Annotated in this window: 11 protein-coding genes, 1 tRNA gene and 2 pseudogenes; 8 read left to right on the forward strand and 6 right to left on the reverse strand. The window is 61.2% G+C overall.

The window, feature by feature from the left end; genetic code table 11:
- Positions 1–210 precede the first annotated feature (210 nt).
- Both J0X25_RS36625 and coxB read right to left on the reverse strand, forming a co-directional pair.
- A complete protein-coding gene (locus J0X25_RS36625; RefSeq protein ID WP_207288799.1) occupies positions 211–2679 on the reverse strand; it encodes a cbb3-type cytochrome c oxidase subunit I in 2469 nt (822 codons plus the stop codon).
- A complete protein-coding gene (coxB, locus tag J0X25_RS36630) occupies positions 2676–3749 on the reverse strand; it encodes a cytochrome c oxidase subunit II (RefSeq protein WP_207288800.1) in 1074 nt (357 codons plus the stop codon). The genes J0X25_RS36625 and coxB overlap by 4 nt, the downstream gene beginning before the upstream one ends.
- Positions 3750–4249: 500 nt before the next feature.
- Between coxB and J0X25_RS36635 the strand changes: the two are divergent.
- Positions 4250–4526 (forward strand): annotated as a pseudogene (locus J0X25_RS36635) (amphi-Trp domain-containing protein).
- A 4-nt stretch (positions 4527–4530) separates the two neighbouring features.
- Here the strand turns inward: J0X25_RS36635 and J0X25_RS36640 are convergent.
- Positions 4531–4977 carry a DUF7975 family protein gene (locus J0X25_RS36640; protein ID WP_207288802.1) on the reverse strand — a complete coding sequence of 149 codons (447 nt, stop codon included), beginning with the start codon at positions 4975–4977 and terminating at the stop codon, positions 4531–4533.
- Positions 4978–5036: 59 nt separating this feature from the next.
- Here J0X25_RS36640 and J0X25_RS36645 point away from each other — a divergent pair, with 59 nt between their 5' ends.
- The gene (locus tag J0X25_RS36645) at positions 5037–5672 is read left to right on the forward strand and encodes an adenylate kinase (RefSeq protein ID WP_207288803.1); all 636 of its coding nucleotides are present in this window, start codon (positions 5037–5039) and stop codon (positions 5670–5672) included.
- Positions 5673–5698: 26 nt separating this feature from the next.
- On the opposite strand, the gene J0X25_RS36650 is transcribed toward J0X25_RS36645, so the two are convergent.
- A complete protein-coding gene (locus tag J0X25_RS36650) occupies positions 5699–7213 on the reverse strand; it encodes a DUF7289 family protein (protein ID WP_207288804.1) in 1515 nt (504 codons plus the stop codon).
- A 293-nt stretch (positions 7214–7506) separates the two neighbouring features.
- On the opposite strand from J0X25_RS36650, the gene J0X25_RS36655 reads away from it, so the two are divergent.
- The 4 genes from J0X25_RS36655 to J0X25_RS36670 all read left to right on the forward strand — a co-directional run bounded on the left by J0X25_RS36655 (position 7507) and on the right by J0X25_RS36670 (position 13269).
- Positions 7507–10617, forward strand: a complete 3111-nt coding sequence (locus J0X25_RS36655; protein WP_425600922.1) for a DUF7289 family protein — start codon at positions 7507–7509, stop codon at positions 10615–10617.
- Positions 10618–10763: 146 nt separating this feature from the next.
- A complete protein-coding gene (locus tag J0X25_RS36660) occupies positions 10764–11711 on the forward strand; it encodes a DUF106 domain-containing protein (RefSeq protein WP_207288806.1) in 948 nt (315 codons plus the stop codon).
- Positions 11712–11774: 63 nt separating this feature from the next.
- Entirely contained in the window at positions 11775–12350 is a 576-nt protein-coding gene (cmk, locus tag J0X25_RS36665) for a (d)CMP kinase (protein ID WP_207288807.1), read from the forward strand.
- A gap of 4 nt (positions 12351–12354) precedes the next feature.
- On the forward strand, positions 12355–13269 hold the full coding sequence (locus tag J0X25_RS36670) for an RNA-guided pseudouridylation complex pseudouridine synthase subunit Cbf5 (RefSeq protein WP_207288808.1): 915 nt from the start codon (positions 12355–12357) through the stop codon (positions 13267–13269).
- A 199-nt stretch (positions 13270–13468) separates the two neighbouring features.
- Here J0X25_RS36670 and J0X25_RS36675 read toward each other — a convergent pair whose 3' ends face one another.
- On the reverse strand, positions 13469–14779 hold the full coding sequence (locus tag J0X25_RS36675) for a 5'-deoxyadenosine deaminase (protein WP_207288809.1): 1311 nt from the start codon (positions 14777–14779) through the stop codon (positions 13469–13471).
- A gap of 256 nt (positions 14780–15035) precedes the next feature.
- Here J0X25_RS36675 and J0X25_RS36680 point away from each other — a divergent pair.
- Positions 15036–15106 (forward strand) — tRNA-Pro (locus J0X25_RS36680).
- A gap of 109 nt (positions 15107–15215) precedes the next feature.
- Positions 15216–15457, forward strand: a pseudogene (locus J0X25_RS36685) (DUF7563 family protein).
- A 418-nt stretch (positions 15458–15875) separates the two neighbouring features.
- On the opposite strand, the gene J0X25_RS36690 reads toward J0X25_RS36685, so the two are convergent.
- Positions 15876–16415: a type IV pilin domain-containing protein gene (locus J0X25_RS36690; RefSeq protein WP_207288810.1), complete on the reverse strand. Its 540-nt coding sequence runs from the start codon at positions 16413–16415 to the stop codon at positions 15876–15878.
- Positions 16416–17069: the final 654 nt, after the last annotated feature.

Here is a 17069-nt window from a genome sequence, read left to right on the forward strand (position 1 = left end):
CTCTCTCGGCGCAGTGTCGGCCCAGTGGTCAATCGCTCGAGCGAGCGCAACTGACTCCCCGTGTCTCAACCATCGTTCCACACGGACCGTTCTAGCGGCATTTGGTGCGCCACACTGGCGGTCACCGTCGTCGGGGACTCACGAGCCGACGGCTGGCGACTTCGAACTGAACCGAACGCGAAAACGGACCGAACCCCGTGTGGGGAGTCCCTACATCAGGTAGAACAGCGGGAAGAGGAAGACCCACACGATGTCGACGAAGTGCCAGTAGAGGCCGAAGAACTCCACCGGCCGGTTGTCCTCGAGGTAGGCGTCGACGCTGACGATCCGGTAGATCATGAACAGCGCGACGAGCACGCCGAGGATGACGTGGAGCGCGTGGAGCCCGGTCGTCACGAAGTAGATCGAGTAATCGATCCCGCTGAACCAGTAGTCGCCGTGCGAGAACTTGTAGTTGTACTCGTAGGCCTTGACGCCCATGAACACGAGCGCCAAGAGGACGGTCGCGCACATCGTTCCGAGTAGTCCCTTCTTGTTCTTGCGCTCGGCGAAGACCAGCGCCAGGATCACCGTGAAACTCGAGGTCAGCAGGACGTACGTGTTGAACAGCCCTGCCATCGTGATCGTCTCGAGATGCCAGTCGCCCCAGCCGGTGTGGAGGCGCATGAAGATGTACGCCCCGATCGCACCGCCGAAGACGATGACGTCCGACGCCAGGAAGAACCAGACGCCGAGTTTCGTGTTACCGACCCCGCCGAACGGCCAGCGTTCGGCGATCGCCGCCTCGGGCACGTTGAACTCTTCGACGCCGAACTTGAACAACGTCACCGCCATGATGGCGAGTCCGACGACCGTGAGTGCCGGATACAGCACGGTCTGTTCGTGACCGGTGCTGGCGCCGGTGAGACCGCGCGATGTCGCGAACTCGATCATGTACGGGGTCATCCCCGTCAGGCCGAGGAAGAACACGAACGTGCCGAAGCCGATCCCCAGCGGCCAGATGCTGGCGTGGTCGACGTGTTCCTCGTGGTCGGTCTCGGTCGCCTGGGCCTCACCGTGGCCGGCAGCGACGCCGCCGTCGGTGGCCGCCGCCCCGTCGTCGACGAACTCGAGACGGCCGCTGGCGTAGCTCGGTCGACCGGACCAGTTCTCCAGGGGTGGCGGCGAGGGGATCGCCCACTCGGCCGTCCTGGAGAACTCCCACGGGTTGTCGGGGGCGTCCGGCCCCGCGAGCCAGCTCTTCCCTAGGTTGTAGAACATGATCAGGAAGGAGGCGCCGAGGACGAAGGCCCCGACGGTCGACAGCTGGTGGTAGAGCTGGGTGCTCTCGGGGTAGGTGAAGACGCGGCGGGGCGTCTCCCAGGCGAGGAACATCGGGAAGTACAGCAGGTTGAACCCGATGAAGTAGACCGCGAAGTGGAGTTTCCCGAGCGCCTCGGAGTACATCTTCCCGGAGATCTTCGGCCACCAGTAGTAGAGGCCGGCGACCAGTGCGGTGACCCCCGAGACCATCACGTAGTGGAAGTGCGCGACGACCCAGTAGGTGCCCCGGAACTCGTAGTCCAGCACGACGGCGCCGAGGAAGACCCCGGTGATGCCGCCGAGGATGAACAACACGAGCGCGCCGAGGCTGAACAGGAACGGCGTCGTAAAGCGGATGCGCCCCTTGACCATCGTGTAGATCAGGGCGAAGACCATCAGGTCGAACGGGAGCGAGATCCCGATGGTCGTCGCCATGAACAGCGTCTTGATCTCGAGGTTGATCGCCGTCAGGAACATGTGGTGCATCCAGACCAGGAACGACTGGACCGCGACGAGGACCATCGCGATGATGACCCACTTGCGGCCGACCAGTCGGCGACCTGCGAACGTCTGGAACGTCTCGAACATGATCCCGAGCGCGGGGAAGAAGACGATGTACACCTCCGGATGCCCGAAGAACCAGAACAGGTGCGCCCACAGCAGACTCGAGCCCTCGTCGGTCGCGAAGTACTGCGTGAGGAAGATGCGGTCGAACGATAGCAACAGCAGTGCGGCCATCAGGGCCGCGAACGCGAACAGCATCATCCAGACGGTCAGCAGCCACGACCAGGTGAACATCGGCATGTTCCAGAGGCCGAGCCCTTCCGCTCGCGAGCGATGGATCGTCGTGAGGAAGTTCACCGTCCCGAGCGTGATCGAGAAGACGAACAGCAGCAACGCGAGGACCGTCGCATTACTCCCGGCCGTCGCCTCCAGCGCGGGGGTGTACATCGGCACGTTCAGTGGTGCGTACATCGTCCACCCGCCAGCGTACGTTCCTTGCTGGAAGAACGAGATGGCGATCAGGATGCCCGAGAACAGGTAGAACCAGTAACTCAGGGCGTTCAGTCGCGGGAACGCCAGATCGTCCGCACCGATCTGCAGCGGGACGAAGTAGTTGGCGAACCCGGACGCGATGGGCGAGAGGAACCAGAAGACCATCAACAGCCCGTGGGCCGAGACGGCCTGGTTGAACTCGTTGCCCGAGAGCAGTCCCGTGCCGCCGGACTGCCACAGGTGCGCACGGAAGACTAACGCGAGGATGCCCCCGAGCAGCAGGAAGAACAGGGCCGTCGTCAGGTAGAGAATCCCGACGTCCTTGTGGTTAGTCGTGACGAGCCACCGCTTGACCGAGGTCATCGGCGGAAGATCGCTCATTCCGCCATCACCTCCGCCGCGGCGGATTCGTTGCCGGAGCCATCGTCGGCCGATTCGTTACCACTCCCGTCGTCGGTAGATCCGTCGTCGGTCCCACCGTCGTCACTCGTATTCCCTCCATCGTCGCTTGCGTTCGCCGCGTTCGGATCTTCGATCTCGAACGTCTCACTGGGTCCACTGGTGACCGAGATGGAATCTTCGATCGTCTCGATCTGGTCGTTTTCGAACGTGATCGTCACGTTGTACTCGCCGCCCTGCTCGATGTCCTCGATGGTGATCGTTCCGTTGTCGAAGTCCTCCGCGGTGTAGGTGTACCGGAGGTCCTCGTCGTACTGGTCGTTGTTGACGTGGACGAGTTCGACTTCGTACCCCTCGGTGACCGGCTCTTCGTTCTGGTTCACGATCTCCATCTCGACGTGTAACTGCTCGTCGAGCCACTGTTCGAACGCTTCGGGTTCCATCACCTGAACGGTGCCCAACATGTTCGAGTGACCGTTACCGCAGAGCTCGAAACACCGAATCTGGTGTTCGGTATTGGCTTCGTCGGCCATAAACCAGGTCTCGTCGTACTCGCCCGGAATCGCGTCCGCTTTCACGCGTAAATCGGGTACGCCGAACGTGTGCCAGACGTCCCCGGAGGTCGCCTCGATGTAGACCGGCTGATCGGCGGGAACGCGCATCGTGCCAATCGATTCAGCGCCGTTCTCGTACTCGAAGTACCAGGCGAAACTGTCGCCGGTAACCTCGACTTCGACTGGATCCTTCTCCTCCCCGAACTCGTCTTCAGGAGACTCGACGTACAGCAGCATGCCGTACGTCCAGATGACCAGCGAAATGACGATGATCGCGCTGATACCGAACGATAGGAACAGTTTCTTTCCACCCTTTCCACCTGTCGGTAACTCCCCGAGCGTTGGAACCGAATCGTCGGTCGTCGCTTCGCCGTCGTCCCGGTACTTGTACGCGTTGTACAAGATATACGCGACTACGACGACACCGACGAGCGTCCCGAGTCCGAGAAACACCAGGAAGATGCTCTCGAACACGTCGACGCGCGTGTCCACCTGCATGGGGATCGTAAGTGCGCTGTAGATTGTATTCACCTCGGTTTTGAATGCCGCTTATATGTCGGAGGATGATGGCCGGGAGCACTTATCTATTTGGAAACGGGTCGATCGCGTCCGCGTGCCGGCACCCTGTCCGGCGAATCGAACCGATCCCTCGATGTGCCACCCTGCCATCACCTCTCAGTCCCTCAACACTCGGTTGGCGTCGACGCTCTTTTTTCTGTCGTTGTCCGCCCGATTTTGTGTTTTCTATGCCACATATTGTCGGGAGTGAGCAGTTCCAAAGCGAACGTGTTCGGATCTGTCTGTGTGCGATCCCCGGCCGAACGTCGCGCAGTGGCTGCCGACCGGCTGATCTACCGAGCGACCGGCCGATCAGTCGTTCACGCGCACCCCGACTGCGCGGGCGCGGGACTGCGATCCCCCTCTCGGGAGTGTCCGGTTATCTCTCCCGGGGAATCCGCTATCTCGTCCATCCCGAAGGTGAACGTACGCCAGAAGCGGTGCCCTTCGAGTTCGAACGCAACGGAACGTGACGTGATCGTCGACTACCTCCGTACCGGGGCGGACAGTCTCGAGAACGGCGACCCGATCACGCTCGAGGCGGGCGGGGAATCGGTAACGACGGCCCCGCCGGGCCGGCCGACATTCGAGATCAAAGCCGAGCGGGAACCCTCGAGTTCGGCGCCAGACGGCCCGGGTGAACGCGAGTTGGAGTTCGAACTCGAGTGGGCGGACGGCGCCGACGGGACCGACGACGGCGACCTCTCCATCGAGTAGCGGATCAGAGTCCGACGACCCAGACCCGTCCGTCCGCGGGGAGGTTGTAGACCCGCTGGAAGACCGCGTCGAGACACTGCGCGATCCGGTTGGGGTCGGCTTTCGCGCTGACGCGGACGTTGACCCCCTCGACCTCCTCGGGGCGGTGTATCTCGTCGATTTTGAACGCCGGGAACTCGCCGAGAACGGACTTGAGCGTCTCGAGTTCCCCGTCAGTGCAGTCGAGGTTGATCGTCCCGTCGGCGAACTGAATCCAGGGGACGCCGAGGTCGGCGTCCGCCCCGTCCCCGTCGTCAGGATCATCGAGGTCCGATTCGTCGGAATCCGCCGCGAAGGCGCCCGGGTCGGTCTCGAGGGTGAGAAAGCCCCTCCCGCGTTCGCGGTGGGCGGTGATGGCGTCGACGTACAACTTTCGGCGCTCCGCGGGTTCCGTCGCGTCGAAACGTGTCATACGGGAACGGACGTGCCCATTTCTTTAAGCCTTTATGTGACGCCGGTGAACGGCCGGCTATGGCACAGCCACGAATTCTGATCCTGGGTGCGCCCGGGGCAGGCAAGGGGACCCAGAGCGCGAAGATCACCGAGGAGTTCGACGTCGACCACATCACCACCGGCGATGCGCTCCGCGCGAACAAGGACATGGACATCTCCGACATGGACACGGAGTACGACACCCCACGGGAGTACATGGACCAGGGCGAACTCGTCCCCGACGAGGTCGTCAACGCCATCGTCGACGAGGCACTCAGCCAGGCCGACGGCTTCGTCCTCGACGGCTATCCGCGGAATCTCGAGCAGGCCGAAGAACTCAAGGGGATGACCGATCTGGACGTCGTGCTCTACCTCGACGTCGACGAGGAGGAACTCGTCCACCGGCTGACCGGTCGCCGACTGGACCCCGAGACGGGCGACATCTACCACGTCGAGTACAACCCGCCGGAGGATCCCGAGGTCGAGGAGCGACTCGAGCAGCGCGACGACGACACCGAAGAGACGGTCCGGGAACGCCTGCGCGTCTTCCGCGAGAACACCGAACCGGTCATCGAATATTACGATGACCAGGGCGACCTCGAGCGGATCGACGGCGAACAGGCGCCGGACGAGGTCTGGGAGGACGTCAAGGCGACGATCGAAGACGCAGCGTAACGCGGACGACGGCTCTTTTCGGTTTCTCAGTTCCGCTCGATCTCAACGATGTGTTCGGCGACGTTGAGGTAGGTGATCTGTGGCGGCAGCGCGTCGGGATCGGGGTAGATGGAGAGGTCCGAATTCTGAAGTGACTCGTCGTACTCAAAGTTGAGGCCACCGTTTCCGCCCTGAATTTGGACCGACGAAGCGACCAGCGAGCCGTAGAAACTCGGATTCGAGTGGAAGCAGATCTGTTTCTGACAGCTGCTTCGCTTGCTCCACTCGGTTCCGGAGCCGCCCGCGTAGATGACGCCCTCGTATCGTGCCTTCCCACCCGATCCGAAGTCGAATTCCGACTCAGAGGAAGCGACCATTTGAATTACCTTTGCATCACCGTTGTCCTCGCAGTCGTTTCCGTTCGCAGTCACGCACGTATTACCGCCGTTGCTCGCATCGTAATCACCGGTCAGATAAATGCTCAGGGAGTTTCCGGGTTCGTACTCGCTGACAGTGATCGTATCACCGTCGGCATTGATATCGCCGTCGACAACCAGCGTCGCATTGCCATTACTGAGATTGAAATCGAGGTGACCTCCTTCGATCCCGTCGGCGAAATAGAGGCCATCACCGAGGGACTCGGAACCAGTCACCGTTCCCAGATCCGTGACGTTTTCCTCTCCGTCCTCAGGATCGGTCCTGTTGACGTACTTTTCGATCTCGCTATCTAGCTCCGGATACGCTGCCTTCGACGCGAGAGCGTCATCGACATCCGACCCACCCTTGGTTTCGAATTCAGTCGCGTAGATCGCCCCGTTCTGGAATGCATCCGAAACCTCCCTGAATCCGAACTCTGCTGTCACGGTCCCGCGATCGTCGTCGATCACTTCGACGTTCTGGACGGTCGTCGCGCCGGCCTGTTGGTCGAAGTACGCCTCCCAGCCGCGGTAGTACTCGCTGGTGATCTCGATCGTCACGGTATCGTTCGCGACGAGGCTCGTATTCTGGAGCGGATCCGTCTCGTAGTGCGTGAATCTGACGCTCCCGGAGTCGAGGCGCGATTCGCCACGCGTCTTGACGATGGGGAACGAGAGCGTCTCAGAGGCCGCGTCGTACTGGATCGGCGGCGCCGAGACGACCTGCGTCTTGTTGCCCGTCTCGCGGAACACGCCGCCGGCCTGGTACGCGATTCTGGTCCCATCCTCGCCAGTGTATTCGATCGCACCGATGGTGATGTTCTTGTCGACGTCACCCCCTTGAATCCGAAGCGTGCCGGTTTCACTCATCACGACCGCGCCGGAGTCCCCGACGTCGAGGTCCATCGATCGAGAGACGTCACTGCCCGAGGACGCCGTCGCCATCTCCTGGCTCAACTGAACGAATCCCTGCTCGACTCGCTCCGTTTCGGAATCCTGCTCGACGCTCGAGAGCATCTCACCGGCGACGAGAAAGATACCGAGACTGCCGGCTGCGACCATCCCGATCAACAATACCATCCCCATCAGCGTCGATTGTCCTCGTCTCGAGGGACCTACTCGATCGTCCCCACGCGATGCGCTCATACAACTCTTCTTAACTGTACCGACAATAACAAACTCGGTAGATCAGATACTTCAGAACAGTTTATATCAGTTCAGAGCAGCCAGAATTAATAATATCTAAGGTTCAAAAATGGAGAAATACATTCGATGAGTTAGATGACGTTCACATAGGTGAGATCACACCATATGGGTCTTGAATCACCATCTCTTGGAAAATACTGCAGTAAAATATACTGATTTCTATGAAATACTTTTCAGACAAAAACTCACATAAACGGATAAATATATAATGGAACGTGAACTAGAGTGAAGAAATGAATGGGGATCGTACTGGGCACGAGTGTAGGTCAGGTGGGGAACACGGTGCATCACCGGTAGTCGGTGTTGCACTCCTCTTCGGAATGGTTATCGCCGGTGCCGTTTTGATTTTCGTAGCTGCCGGACCGGTGCTCGATGGGATGGAGGGGGAGAGCAACCGAGAACGTGCGCTCATGCAGGTAAATCAGATCGATCACGCGTTCGCAACCGCGAGCATTTCCGACGAGCCGCAACCGCTCGATGTTCCGTCTACTGCCGATCTGACCGTCTCAGACGATGGATCGATCGAAGTCGAGTGGTTCAACGCAGACGATTCCGAGGCCGACAGCTGTACCGTCTCCGGCGAACTTCGTTCTCTCGAGTACGAACTCGAGGACCGAACGTTCGTTCACCAGGGCGGGGGAATCTGGGAACGGAGCAACGGCGAGGCGACGGTCGTTTCGGAACCGCAGATCGGGTACGACGGCGAGAGCTTACAGCTTCATATCATGCAACTCGACGAAGGGGACGTCGGCGGGTCAGAGTTCGCAGCGAAGGCGGACTACAGCAAGTCGACGCAGCTCACGGCGGATATCAAATCGGCTGCGACAGACTGCGCTGAGCCGGACATTGCGTTTCGCATCGAAAGCGAGTACCATCAGGCGTGGTACACGTACCTCGAGAGCGCACTCGGTGCAGCCGAGCACGACGAAGTGACCGTGGAGCAACGCAACGACACCGTGGAAGTAACGATCGAGGGCGTTAGGAACGTCTCGGAGGCGCCGGAGGTTATCGTTACTGCGGACTACGGATTGCAAGGTGATGCCGTTGTCGGCACCAACCGCGTTATCCATCCCGACGAGTTCAACCCGACACCTCACCTGGAGATAACGGCTGGGTTCGCGAAAACCGTCGACGAGGACATCGAGCAAGACCTTCACTTCATGGTCGTCGGTGAAGGCGTGAGTGAGACGATCAGAAATGTGCAGTTCAATGGCGACCAGGATGACGAAATACGGAGGCCGTTCAGGATCGCCCCGGGAGAGTACCGTCACACACTCGAGCCCGGCCAGACGTACGAGTACGATATTTCGACCGCGGACGATTCGCTAAGCGACAGAGGATCGTTCTACGTCGGGAACGAGGGAATCGATTTCGTCAAGACCGCGCCGGAGAACGACGATATCACGACGACGACGGATGACGGTAACGTGACGATCAGTCTCGACGTGCGGAATATCGGCGTCGAGAGCGGCTCCCAGGACGTGACGCTGACGCTCGATGACTTCCCGCACGTCACGAACACCCAGAGTCCACACCTCGAGTACGGCGAAGACGGTACTGTCGAGTGGACGATCAACCAGAGCGCGCTGCCGGTGGGAGAGTACGACTTCACGATCGACGTTGACGGAGAGGACGTCGGAACGGGAACGATTCGTGGCGAAGCGAGCAGTGGCGAGGGTGGATTCGTCGTCGTCGAAGACGAGGGCGTCGACGGGGAGTACGTCGATCGGGACCAGATCGTCCGATCCGACGGTGAATTCACCGTCCGCGCTGGTATCGCGAGTACGTACCCGACCGACGGCGTTACGGAAGACGTTACGTTGACAATTCACGGTGTCGACGTCGAGATCCCCGAGCCGATAACGCTCGACGGCGGAGAACGGGGAACGATCGCCTTCGACGTCGATCCCGACGAGTACGACCTCGAGCCAGGAACCGTCTACGATTACGACGTCACGACCGACGACGGCGGGCTGAGCGAAACCGGATCGTTCTACTTCGGCCATCCGGATACCCACTTCGCGCTCTCGAACGGAAACGCGACGGTCGGCGACGAGGTTACGATCCGCGCCGACGTCCACAACACGGGGATCGACGACGGTTCCCAGTCGATCGACCTCGACCTCGAGTACCAAGGCGAGTTACCCGGTGACCTCGAGGAGGACCCGTACGCGGACCTCGACGTCGACGCGAGCGACGTCGACCGATCGTTCGGCGAGAACGGGACGATCGAGTTCGAACTCAACCAGAGCGCCCTCATCGACGGGGAGTACAAGATGACGATCCGGTCGGGCGACGACAGCGTGATGGTACCGTTTACCGTTACCGCCGGTGTCGACCCGAACCGGGTTGGACTCGGCGAAATCGAAGACGCGGAAGTGACCGTCGAGGTCCTCGGCTCGCAGGTCTCAGGTGACGGATTAACCGGTGATCACCAACTCGCACCGATGACGCTCGAAATCATCGCCAACGGAGAATCGATACACGCCTTCGAAAATCCCGCTAGCGGAAACAACATCAATGTCGGACCGACGTGGCAAAACAAAAACGACGACAGCTATCGGCACGAGTTCACGGTCGGCGAGGAAACCGATCTTACGCTACGGAACACGAGATACGCGAGCAGTAGGTGGAACTGGTGGAGGCAAAGCCCCACCTGTGCCGATCAGATTACCGACCCGAGTACGTTACCCCACTATACGGGTCCATCCCAGCGGGATCTGGCGTGGTGTACTAACGTCCCAGGAACCACTGCGTTCGGTCCGATCGATGCCTCGCAGGGGGAGAACCTGCAAAACGTCAGGGTCCGGAGCGCCGAAGACAACTCGATTCCGGCACTACCCGCGGGGACAGCCCAGCAACTGAGTGCCACCGAGGTCCTCGAGCGGCAGGGACTGATCGCGGAAAGCGGGGACGAACTCGACCTCGGTCCCGGCGAGTTCGTGTTCCTGTTCGAGAACACGGAATCCACGAACGAGGACGGCATCGATGCACTCTGGAATGAAGCTATCGGCGCCTACGAGGAGAACCCCTCTCAGACGCACGATCCGAACTTCAACGACCTGATCGTCTACGTGCGGGTCGAGCGAGCGGGCGTCGATCCCGGAACGCCCAGCATCAGGATCGTTCCCGGGGGTGGCGAGTCGACCGAGGTCAGCTCCGGCGACGGAACCGCCGCCGGAGAGCCAGGCGACGTGAGCGTCGACGTCGATGGGAGTTCTAGCGGCTCCGGTATCGATTCCATCGGACCCGGAACCTCGAGCAACGAGAGTGGGAACGATGGCGTGGCCTCGATCGACGAATCCGATATCGATCTCAGCTCCGATTACATCGTCGTCGGCTAACGAGGACGGTTTTCAGGGGACGGGTCCAGAGCGGGTGGTGAAACGACGTACGGGTCGTCACGAACTGGTTTCAGGTTCTGGATTCCGATTCTGTTCGCCACCGAAGATAAACACTTGTATACCGAACGCGCCCTAGCCCAAACCAGATGACGCGTACAGCGGAGAAAATCGACGACCTCGTCCGCGAGGATTCCTCCATGTCCGAGGCCCTCGAGGCCATCCGCGAGGCGGCCGACCGGAACGGAGGCGAGGTCCACTGGGCCGACGTCAACGACGATTTGACGAGCGGTCAATGGGGCCGACTGATCGAGAAGGGTGTACTGGTCGACGGCGGCGAGGGGTTCGAGATCGCCGACCGCGAAGCGTACGACGAAGCCCTCGACGGCGACGGCGGTGACTACGGCGGCGACGTCGAGATCGACGCGGAGCAATCCAAGTGGTCTCAGTGGGACAAACTCGCCGGCGTCGGCTCCCTCCTGTTGATGTTCGGCTACTGGATCGACTCCGTACAGGCGATGGTCGGGAGCACGATCAACACGGTGCTCGCGCCGCTGAACGACGCGTTGCCGTTCTACGCCGTGATCCTCTCGATCGCCCTGCTGACGGGGCTGTACTCGACGCTGCTGCAGGCGAACCTGACGAACCCCGAGATCATGGGCAAGTACCAGGAGCGAATGAAGGCCATGCAGGAGAAGCAAAAGGACGTCCGCCAGCGCAAGAAGGACGCCGAGGAGCGCGGCGCCAGCGAGGCCGAGATCGAACGTCTCGAGGACGAACTCGAGGAGGCCCGCGAGGAGCAGATGGAAGCCATGGCGGAGAACCTCGGCATGTTCAAGGAGCAACTCCGTCCGATGGTCTGGATCATGCTGTTGACGATCCCGCTGTTCCTCTGGATGTACTGGAAGGTCCACGGCGTCGGCCTCGCGAGCACGGAATCGACCGTGATCATGCCGCTGGTCGGCGAAACGAGCTGGAACGCGGGCGTGATCGGACCGATGCGGGCCTGGATCGTCTGGTACTTCCTGTGCTCGATGGGCTTTACGCAGTTGTTGCGCAAGGCCCTGAACATCGATATGACGCCGTCGGGCACCTGAGCCGCGAGCGACGCGCGTCGATCGATTCAAAACCCATTTTACCTGTCGCCGCGCAGATCGGATATGTTACTCACCGTCTCCGGCCCGCCGGGAAGCGGGAAGAGTACGACAGCGGAGTTACTCGCCGAGCGGTTCGGCCTCGAGCACGTCAGCGGCGGCGACATCTTTCGCGAACTCGCCGACGAGCGCGGCTACACGCCCCTCGAGTTCAACAAACTCGCGGAGGAGAACGACCAGATCGACCGCGACCTCGATCGCCGACTCCGCGAGATCGCCCGCGAGGGGGACGACCTCGTGCTCGAGTCCCGACTCGCGGGCTGGCTGGCCGGCGACGAGGCGGACTTCCGGTTCTGGCTGGACGCCCCGCCGCGAGTGCGCGGAGAGCGTATCGCCGAGCGCGAGGGGAAGGACCCCGAGCGAGCGACCGAGGAGACGAAAGCCCGGGAGGCCAGCGAGGCCAAACGCTATCAGGAGTACTACGGGATCGACATCCAGAACCTGACGATCTACGATCTGTCGGTGAACACGGCCCGCTGGGAGCCCGACGCCGTCCTGGACATGCTCGTCACCGCCGTCGAGACCTACGACGCCGCGGGCGACGAGGGACAGGCGTTCGTCGACCTCGAGTACGAGTTCTGAGCCGATGAGTCAGCGTCCTCGCCTCCGCGGCCCGCCCGACGAGCGCACCCCCGCGGAACTGCTCACCTTCGGCGTCGTCACCCTCGACAAGCCCCCCGGCCCCTCCTCGCACCAGGTCAGCGGCTGGTTGCGCGACGCCGTCGACGAGACGCTCGCCGCCCGCGACGCGGGGGCGACGATCGATCGGGCGGCCCACGCCGGGACGCTCGACCCCAAGGTGACCGGCTGTCTCCCCGTCATGCTCGGCGACGCGACGCGACTCGCGCAGGTCTTCCTCGAGGGTCCCAAGGAGTACGTCGCCGTCCTCGAGTGTCACGGCCCGGTGCCCGGAGACGTCGAGTCGGTCGTCGCCGAGTTCGAGGGCCCGATCTACCAGAAACCGCCCCGCAAGAGCGCGGTGGCGCGTCGCCTCCGCGTACGCGAGATCTACGACCTCGAGGTCCTCGAGGCGGCCGAGCGGCAGGTCCTCCTGCGCATTCGCTGCGAGAGCGGCACCTACGTCCGCAAGCTCTGTCACGATCTGGGGCTGGCACTGGGCACGGGCGGTCACATGGGCCACCTACGCCGGACCGCGACGGCGCCGTTCGACGACCGCGAGCTGTCCTCGGCTTACGAGTTCCTCGACGCGCTGGCGTTCTGGCGCGAGGACGACGATCCCGACCCGCTCCGCGAGGTCGTCGCCCCCGCCGAACGGATCCTCGAGGGGATCCCGAGCGTCCTGATCGCCGAGAGCGCCGCCCGCGAGGTCGCGAACGGCGCCCCGGTGTACGCGCCGGGCGTCCTCGAGGTCGACGACGAGGCGAGCGCCGGCGACCTCGTGGCCTGTTTCACGCCCAACGGGGCGGCGGTGTGTCTCGGCGAGTTCGTCGACGATCCGAAACGTGACGTGGTGGTCGACCTCGAGCGCGTGCTGGTCTGAGTCGGTCTGGTGGTTTCGAGGCCTGGGGCGATCGTCAGCGGTTGACTTACAATCGACAGCGGCTGACTCACGATCGACGCCAGTCGTCTCGCGATCGACTCGAGACCGTGGATACGTGATCGTCGAACACCTCGACATCGGCATCAGCATCGGCATCGGCTTTGACCTCGGTTTGCTCGACGAACTCGGACTGCGCTCCCTACGTTTTCGGCGTCGCGTTCAGTTCGGTGGCGTACTCACGCGCTCGCTCGCGGACGGCTGCAGCGTCGATACCGACGTGTTCGCCGCCGTCGTACAGGACCTCACCGTCGACCATCGTGAGCTCGACGTCGTCACCGTGTGCAGCGTAGACGAGATGAGAGAACACGTCGTTGACCGGCGTCGCGCGTGTTACGTCGGTCGTCAGTCCGACGATGTCGGCGTTCCATCCCTCGCGGAGTTCACCGAGACGCTCGAATCCGGCAGCCTCCGCGCCGTTTCGCGTCGCCATCTCGAACACCGTTTCCGCGGCCGTCGTCGTCGGATCGAGGGTCTCCACCTTCTGGAGAAGGCTCGCCTGTCGCATCTCGGTGAACGCATCGAGCGTGTTGTTGCACGGCGGCCCGTCGTTCCCGAGTGCGACGTTGATACCGCGTTCGAGGTAGTCGACGACTGGTGCGATACCCGAGGCGAGCTTCATGTTCGACGACGGACAGTGACACACGTGCGTCCCGGACTCCGCGAGGAGTTCGCGCTCGGCTTCGTCGGTCCAGACGCAGTGTGCGAGGACGACGTCATCGCCCGTGAGGCCGACTTCGTCGAGCCAGTGGATATTTCGCATCCCCGTCTCCGTCTCGACGGCCGTGATCTCGTCGCGGTTCTCGCTCGCGTGCGTGTGGATACGCACGCCGTCGTACGCGTCCGCGAGGTCACGACACCCGCGGAGACACGCCTCGGTACAACTCACCGCAAACCGCGGGGTGACGGCGTACTGAATGCGGCCGTCGTTCACGTCGTGATACTCCCGAATGAGTGCCTCCGTTTCGTCGAGCGCGGTCTGCGTCTCCTGCTGCAGCCCCGACGGGGAGTCCTTGTCCATCAGCACCTTCCCGAGGCGGCCGCGGATCCCGACGTCGATGGCCGCGTCGAACGCCGCGTCGGCGTGGTGGACCGAGAGATGATCGATGACCGTGGTCGTTCCGGACTCGAGACACTCGAGGTAGCCGAGTTTTGCCGCGGTGTGCATCACGTCGGCATCCATCTCGGCTTCCATCGGGAGCACGTAATCGAACAGCCAGGTGAGCAACGCAGTGTCGTCGGCGACGCCGCGGCCGAGCGACTGCACGGAGTGAACGTGCCCGCCGACCAGCCCCGGAAGGAGAAGATCGTACTCCCGACGCTCGTGGTCGGGGTACTGCTCGAGGAGGTCGGGACGGTCACCGACGGCGACGATCGAATCGCCCGCGGTGACGACCGCCCCCTCCTCGATAGTCGTCCCGGCATCGACGACGACGGTGCCCGAAAGGAGCATACGAACGGGTGATTGCGGTCCCGGAAATAGCTTCCTTTCCCCATTTCACCGTCATTCACGGCCTCGCTCGAGGAGAATTGGCTACACAAGATTAGAATCGCCAGTCGGTGGACGGAATTCGCTGGTTCGTTTGCGCGTGAATTGACGTGTGACTCGAGCACTACTGGCGCTGAGTGGAGTTTTTTCGGTAAGAGTTTAGAACTGCTCTGGTGGAAAACGACACCCTTAAACAGCAGACGGTCGTCGATTCACGTGCGGGACCGTGGGGTAGTGGTATCCTCTGCGGATGGGGTCCGTAGGACCCGAGTTCAATTCTCGGCGGTCCCACTCGAAATTTTCCAAGAGTTCAACTCTTAGCCGCTCGCACCCTCGAGACTGTCGAAAATCCAGTTCTCGGGTTCGAGATATTACCAGTTAGCGGACAGACCGTCCGGGGGTGGTCGGCGTGATGGTCGCTCCGTGGCCGTCTGTCAGCAGTGAGTCGACCTGCCGTCACTGCAGAGAACACGTTTCGGACCAGTTCTGCCGGGTGTACGGCGATAACCGTGATCGAGCGCATCGCTGTTCCGAATGCGACTCCTACCGACGTCTGACCCGTGGGTCCGCTGCGGGGCTCGACGTCCCGATTCCCACCCAGAGACGTCGCCCGGCCGGCACGGTGGTGAGGCCGATGTGTGAGGTGTTCGTTCCGGCGAGCAGGTTATACGACGTCGAAAGTCGTACGCCCATCGCCCATCCGGCCCATCAAGCAACCGACGTCGATGTTCGCCGCGCTCTCGAGAGTCGAGGTGAATCGGCGTGAGCGTCGACAACGATCGCGAATACCTCAGTGATCGGACTCCGATATCGGACAAGTGTCGAAATTCGATTGGACAAATTGATAAATATTTTGCGTTATCTATTGACGGACTTAAGTTGAGTGACTACGGTTACCACCTAAAAGAGAACCTGATAGCCGGGCTATGTAGTTGTGGTACCCCTCTATACACCTTTGAAGGTGAACTTCTAATTACAGACTATTCTATAAATATACTTCTGATGGATACCAGTACAACGATACGCCAAAAAATGACCTCTTAGTTATTTTTAGGAACTCTTACGGAGCCGTGAGTTCCTTCTCGGCGAATGTCGTATCAGATTGCGTGTGGACAAGGTGGATGGAGAACTTGTCACCAGACGATAGTTCGTCACCGATATCATTACCAGAGACACCGGAGACAATCGTTAGTTGTGCACCTCCACCGAATACGTCATCACCACTTGGCGATGAACCATCCAGCAGGACTTCGTCGCTACTCGGGCTCCAATCAGTGTTGTCAAACGTCCGGATGTTCTGGCCGTCAGGTCCACGAACGATAACTTCTAAATTAGCCATCTCAACGGAGTCACCACTCGTGTGAGTAACATAGGCTAATTCATTGGCGTTCGAATCGTTCCACCCTGAGTTAGTACTGGCGTCCGTAGCGGTTTGTGGGCCAGTATTACCCATGTCGTCGCCCATGTCCAGCACGAACGCCGCGATGACTGCTGCGAGAATGACCGTGATGGCCACCATTAGGATGACGCCGATGACGGGCGATACGGCCCGTTCCTCTTCGCTTCCGATCAGCTTGTTTCTGTATTTGTGTAGGTCCATAGTTGCGTTGTCTGTTTTCACGCACCCGTGAACGGTGGGAAGGCTTATCTCGGGCGGCGCGGAACCGACCCAGTGGCGCTCGAGGGGGATTGGGAACCGATCCTCGGCGTCGCCTTCTGCCGTCGTCCGGTGCTGATAGCAACCAGCGAATCCAGCCTATATATAATTAATCCATAGTATGACTGTTGGTGTTTCCAGATAGCCACGAATCGGTTTCAGTCGTGATAATCAAGGGGTTGCAGAGGGGTTACAGCACACCCTTGAACCCGCACTGTCGGGCGATTTCGAGGGGTTCGGAACTTCTCGATAAAGGTTGTGGCCGCGACCTCGAGCGGCGTCGAATCCCGAATCGGTCCGGCGAACGACCCCCGAATTCTCGCGCGCGCTTCGAACCTCGAGCGATTCCGGTCGAGTCTCGAGTTCGAGTACGGGATCGATCGCTCGATTCGTGTCTCGAATCCGAGTGACTCGCTGTCACGGATCGCCGGGCGCCGCTCGTCGATGTTGGTGGCCCCCTTCGGTGGGGCTACTCGAATGCTGTCTGATCGATACGCACGCGAATGCGACTAAGCGGAAAGAAGATGAAGACCAGTGTCCCGCCGACCAGATGGAACGGGAAGGGCAGTGTCCTGCTATCGTGGCAACAGGGAGACG

This window comes from Haloterrigena alkaliphila, assembly GCF_017352155.2.
Classification (GTDB): domain Archaea; phylum Halobacteriota; class Halobacteria; order Halobacteriales; family Natrialbaceae; genus Haloterrigena; species Haloterrigena alkaliphila.

Bases quoted from the DNA above. Each gene is read 5' to 3' on its own strand.
- J0X25_RS36655 (WP_425600922.1), top strand. From the start codon at position 7,507: ATGAATGGGGATCGTACTGGGCACGAGTGTAGGTCAGGTGGGGAACAC.
- J0X25_RS36640 (WP_207288802.1), bottom strand. From the start codon at position 4,977: ATGACACGTTTCGACGCGACGGAACCCGCGGAGCGCCGAAAGTTGTAC.
- J0X25_RS36625 (WP_207288799.1), bottom strand. From the start codon at position 2,679: ATGAGCGATCTTCCGCCGATGACCTCGGTCAAGCGGTGGCTCGTCACG.
- J0X25_RS36675 (WP_207288809.1), bottom strand. From the start codon at position 14,779: ATGCTCCTTTCGGGCACCGTCGTCGTCGATGCCGGGACGACTATCGAG.
- J0X25_RS36650 (WP_207288804.1), bottom strand. From the start codon at position 7,213: ATGAGCGCATCGCGTGGGGACGATCGAGTAGGTCCCTCGAGACGAGGA.
- J0X25_RS36645 (WP_207288803.1), top strand. From the start codon at position 5,037: ATGGCACAGCCACGAATTCTGATCCTGGGTGCGCCCGGGGCAGGCAAG.
- J0X25_RS36660 (WP_207288806.1), top strand. From the start codon at position 10,764: ATGACGCGTACAGCGGAGAAAATCGACGACCTCGTCCGCGAGGATTCC.
- cmk (WP_207288807.1), top strand. From the start codon at position 11,775: ATGTTACTCACCGTCTCCGGCCCGCCGGGAAGCGGGAAGAGTACGACA.
- coxB (WP_207288800.1), bottom strand. From the start codon at position 3,749: ATGCAGGTGGACACGCGCGTCGACGTGTTCGAGAGCATCTTCCTGGTG.
- J0X25_RS36670 (WP_207288808.1), top strand. From the start codon at position 12,355: ATGAGTCAGCGTCCTCGCCTCCGCGGCCCGCCCGACGAGCGCACCCCC.
- J0X25_RS36690 (WP_207288810.1), bottom strand. From the start codon at position 16,415: ATGGACCTACACAAATACAGAAACAAGCTGATCGGAAGCGAAGAGGAA.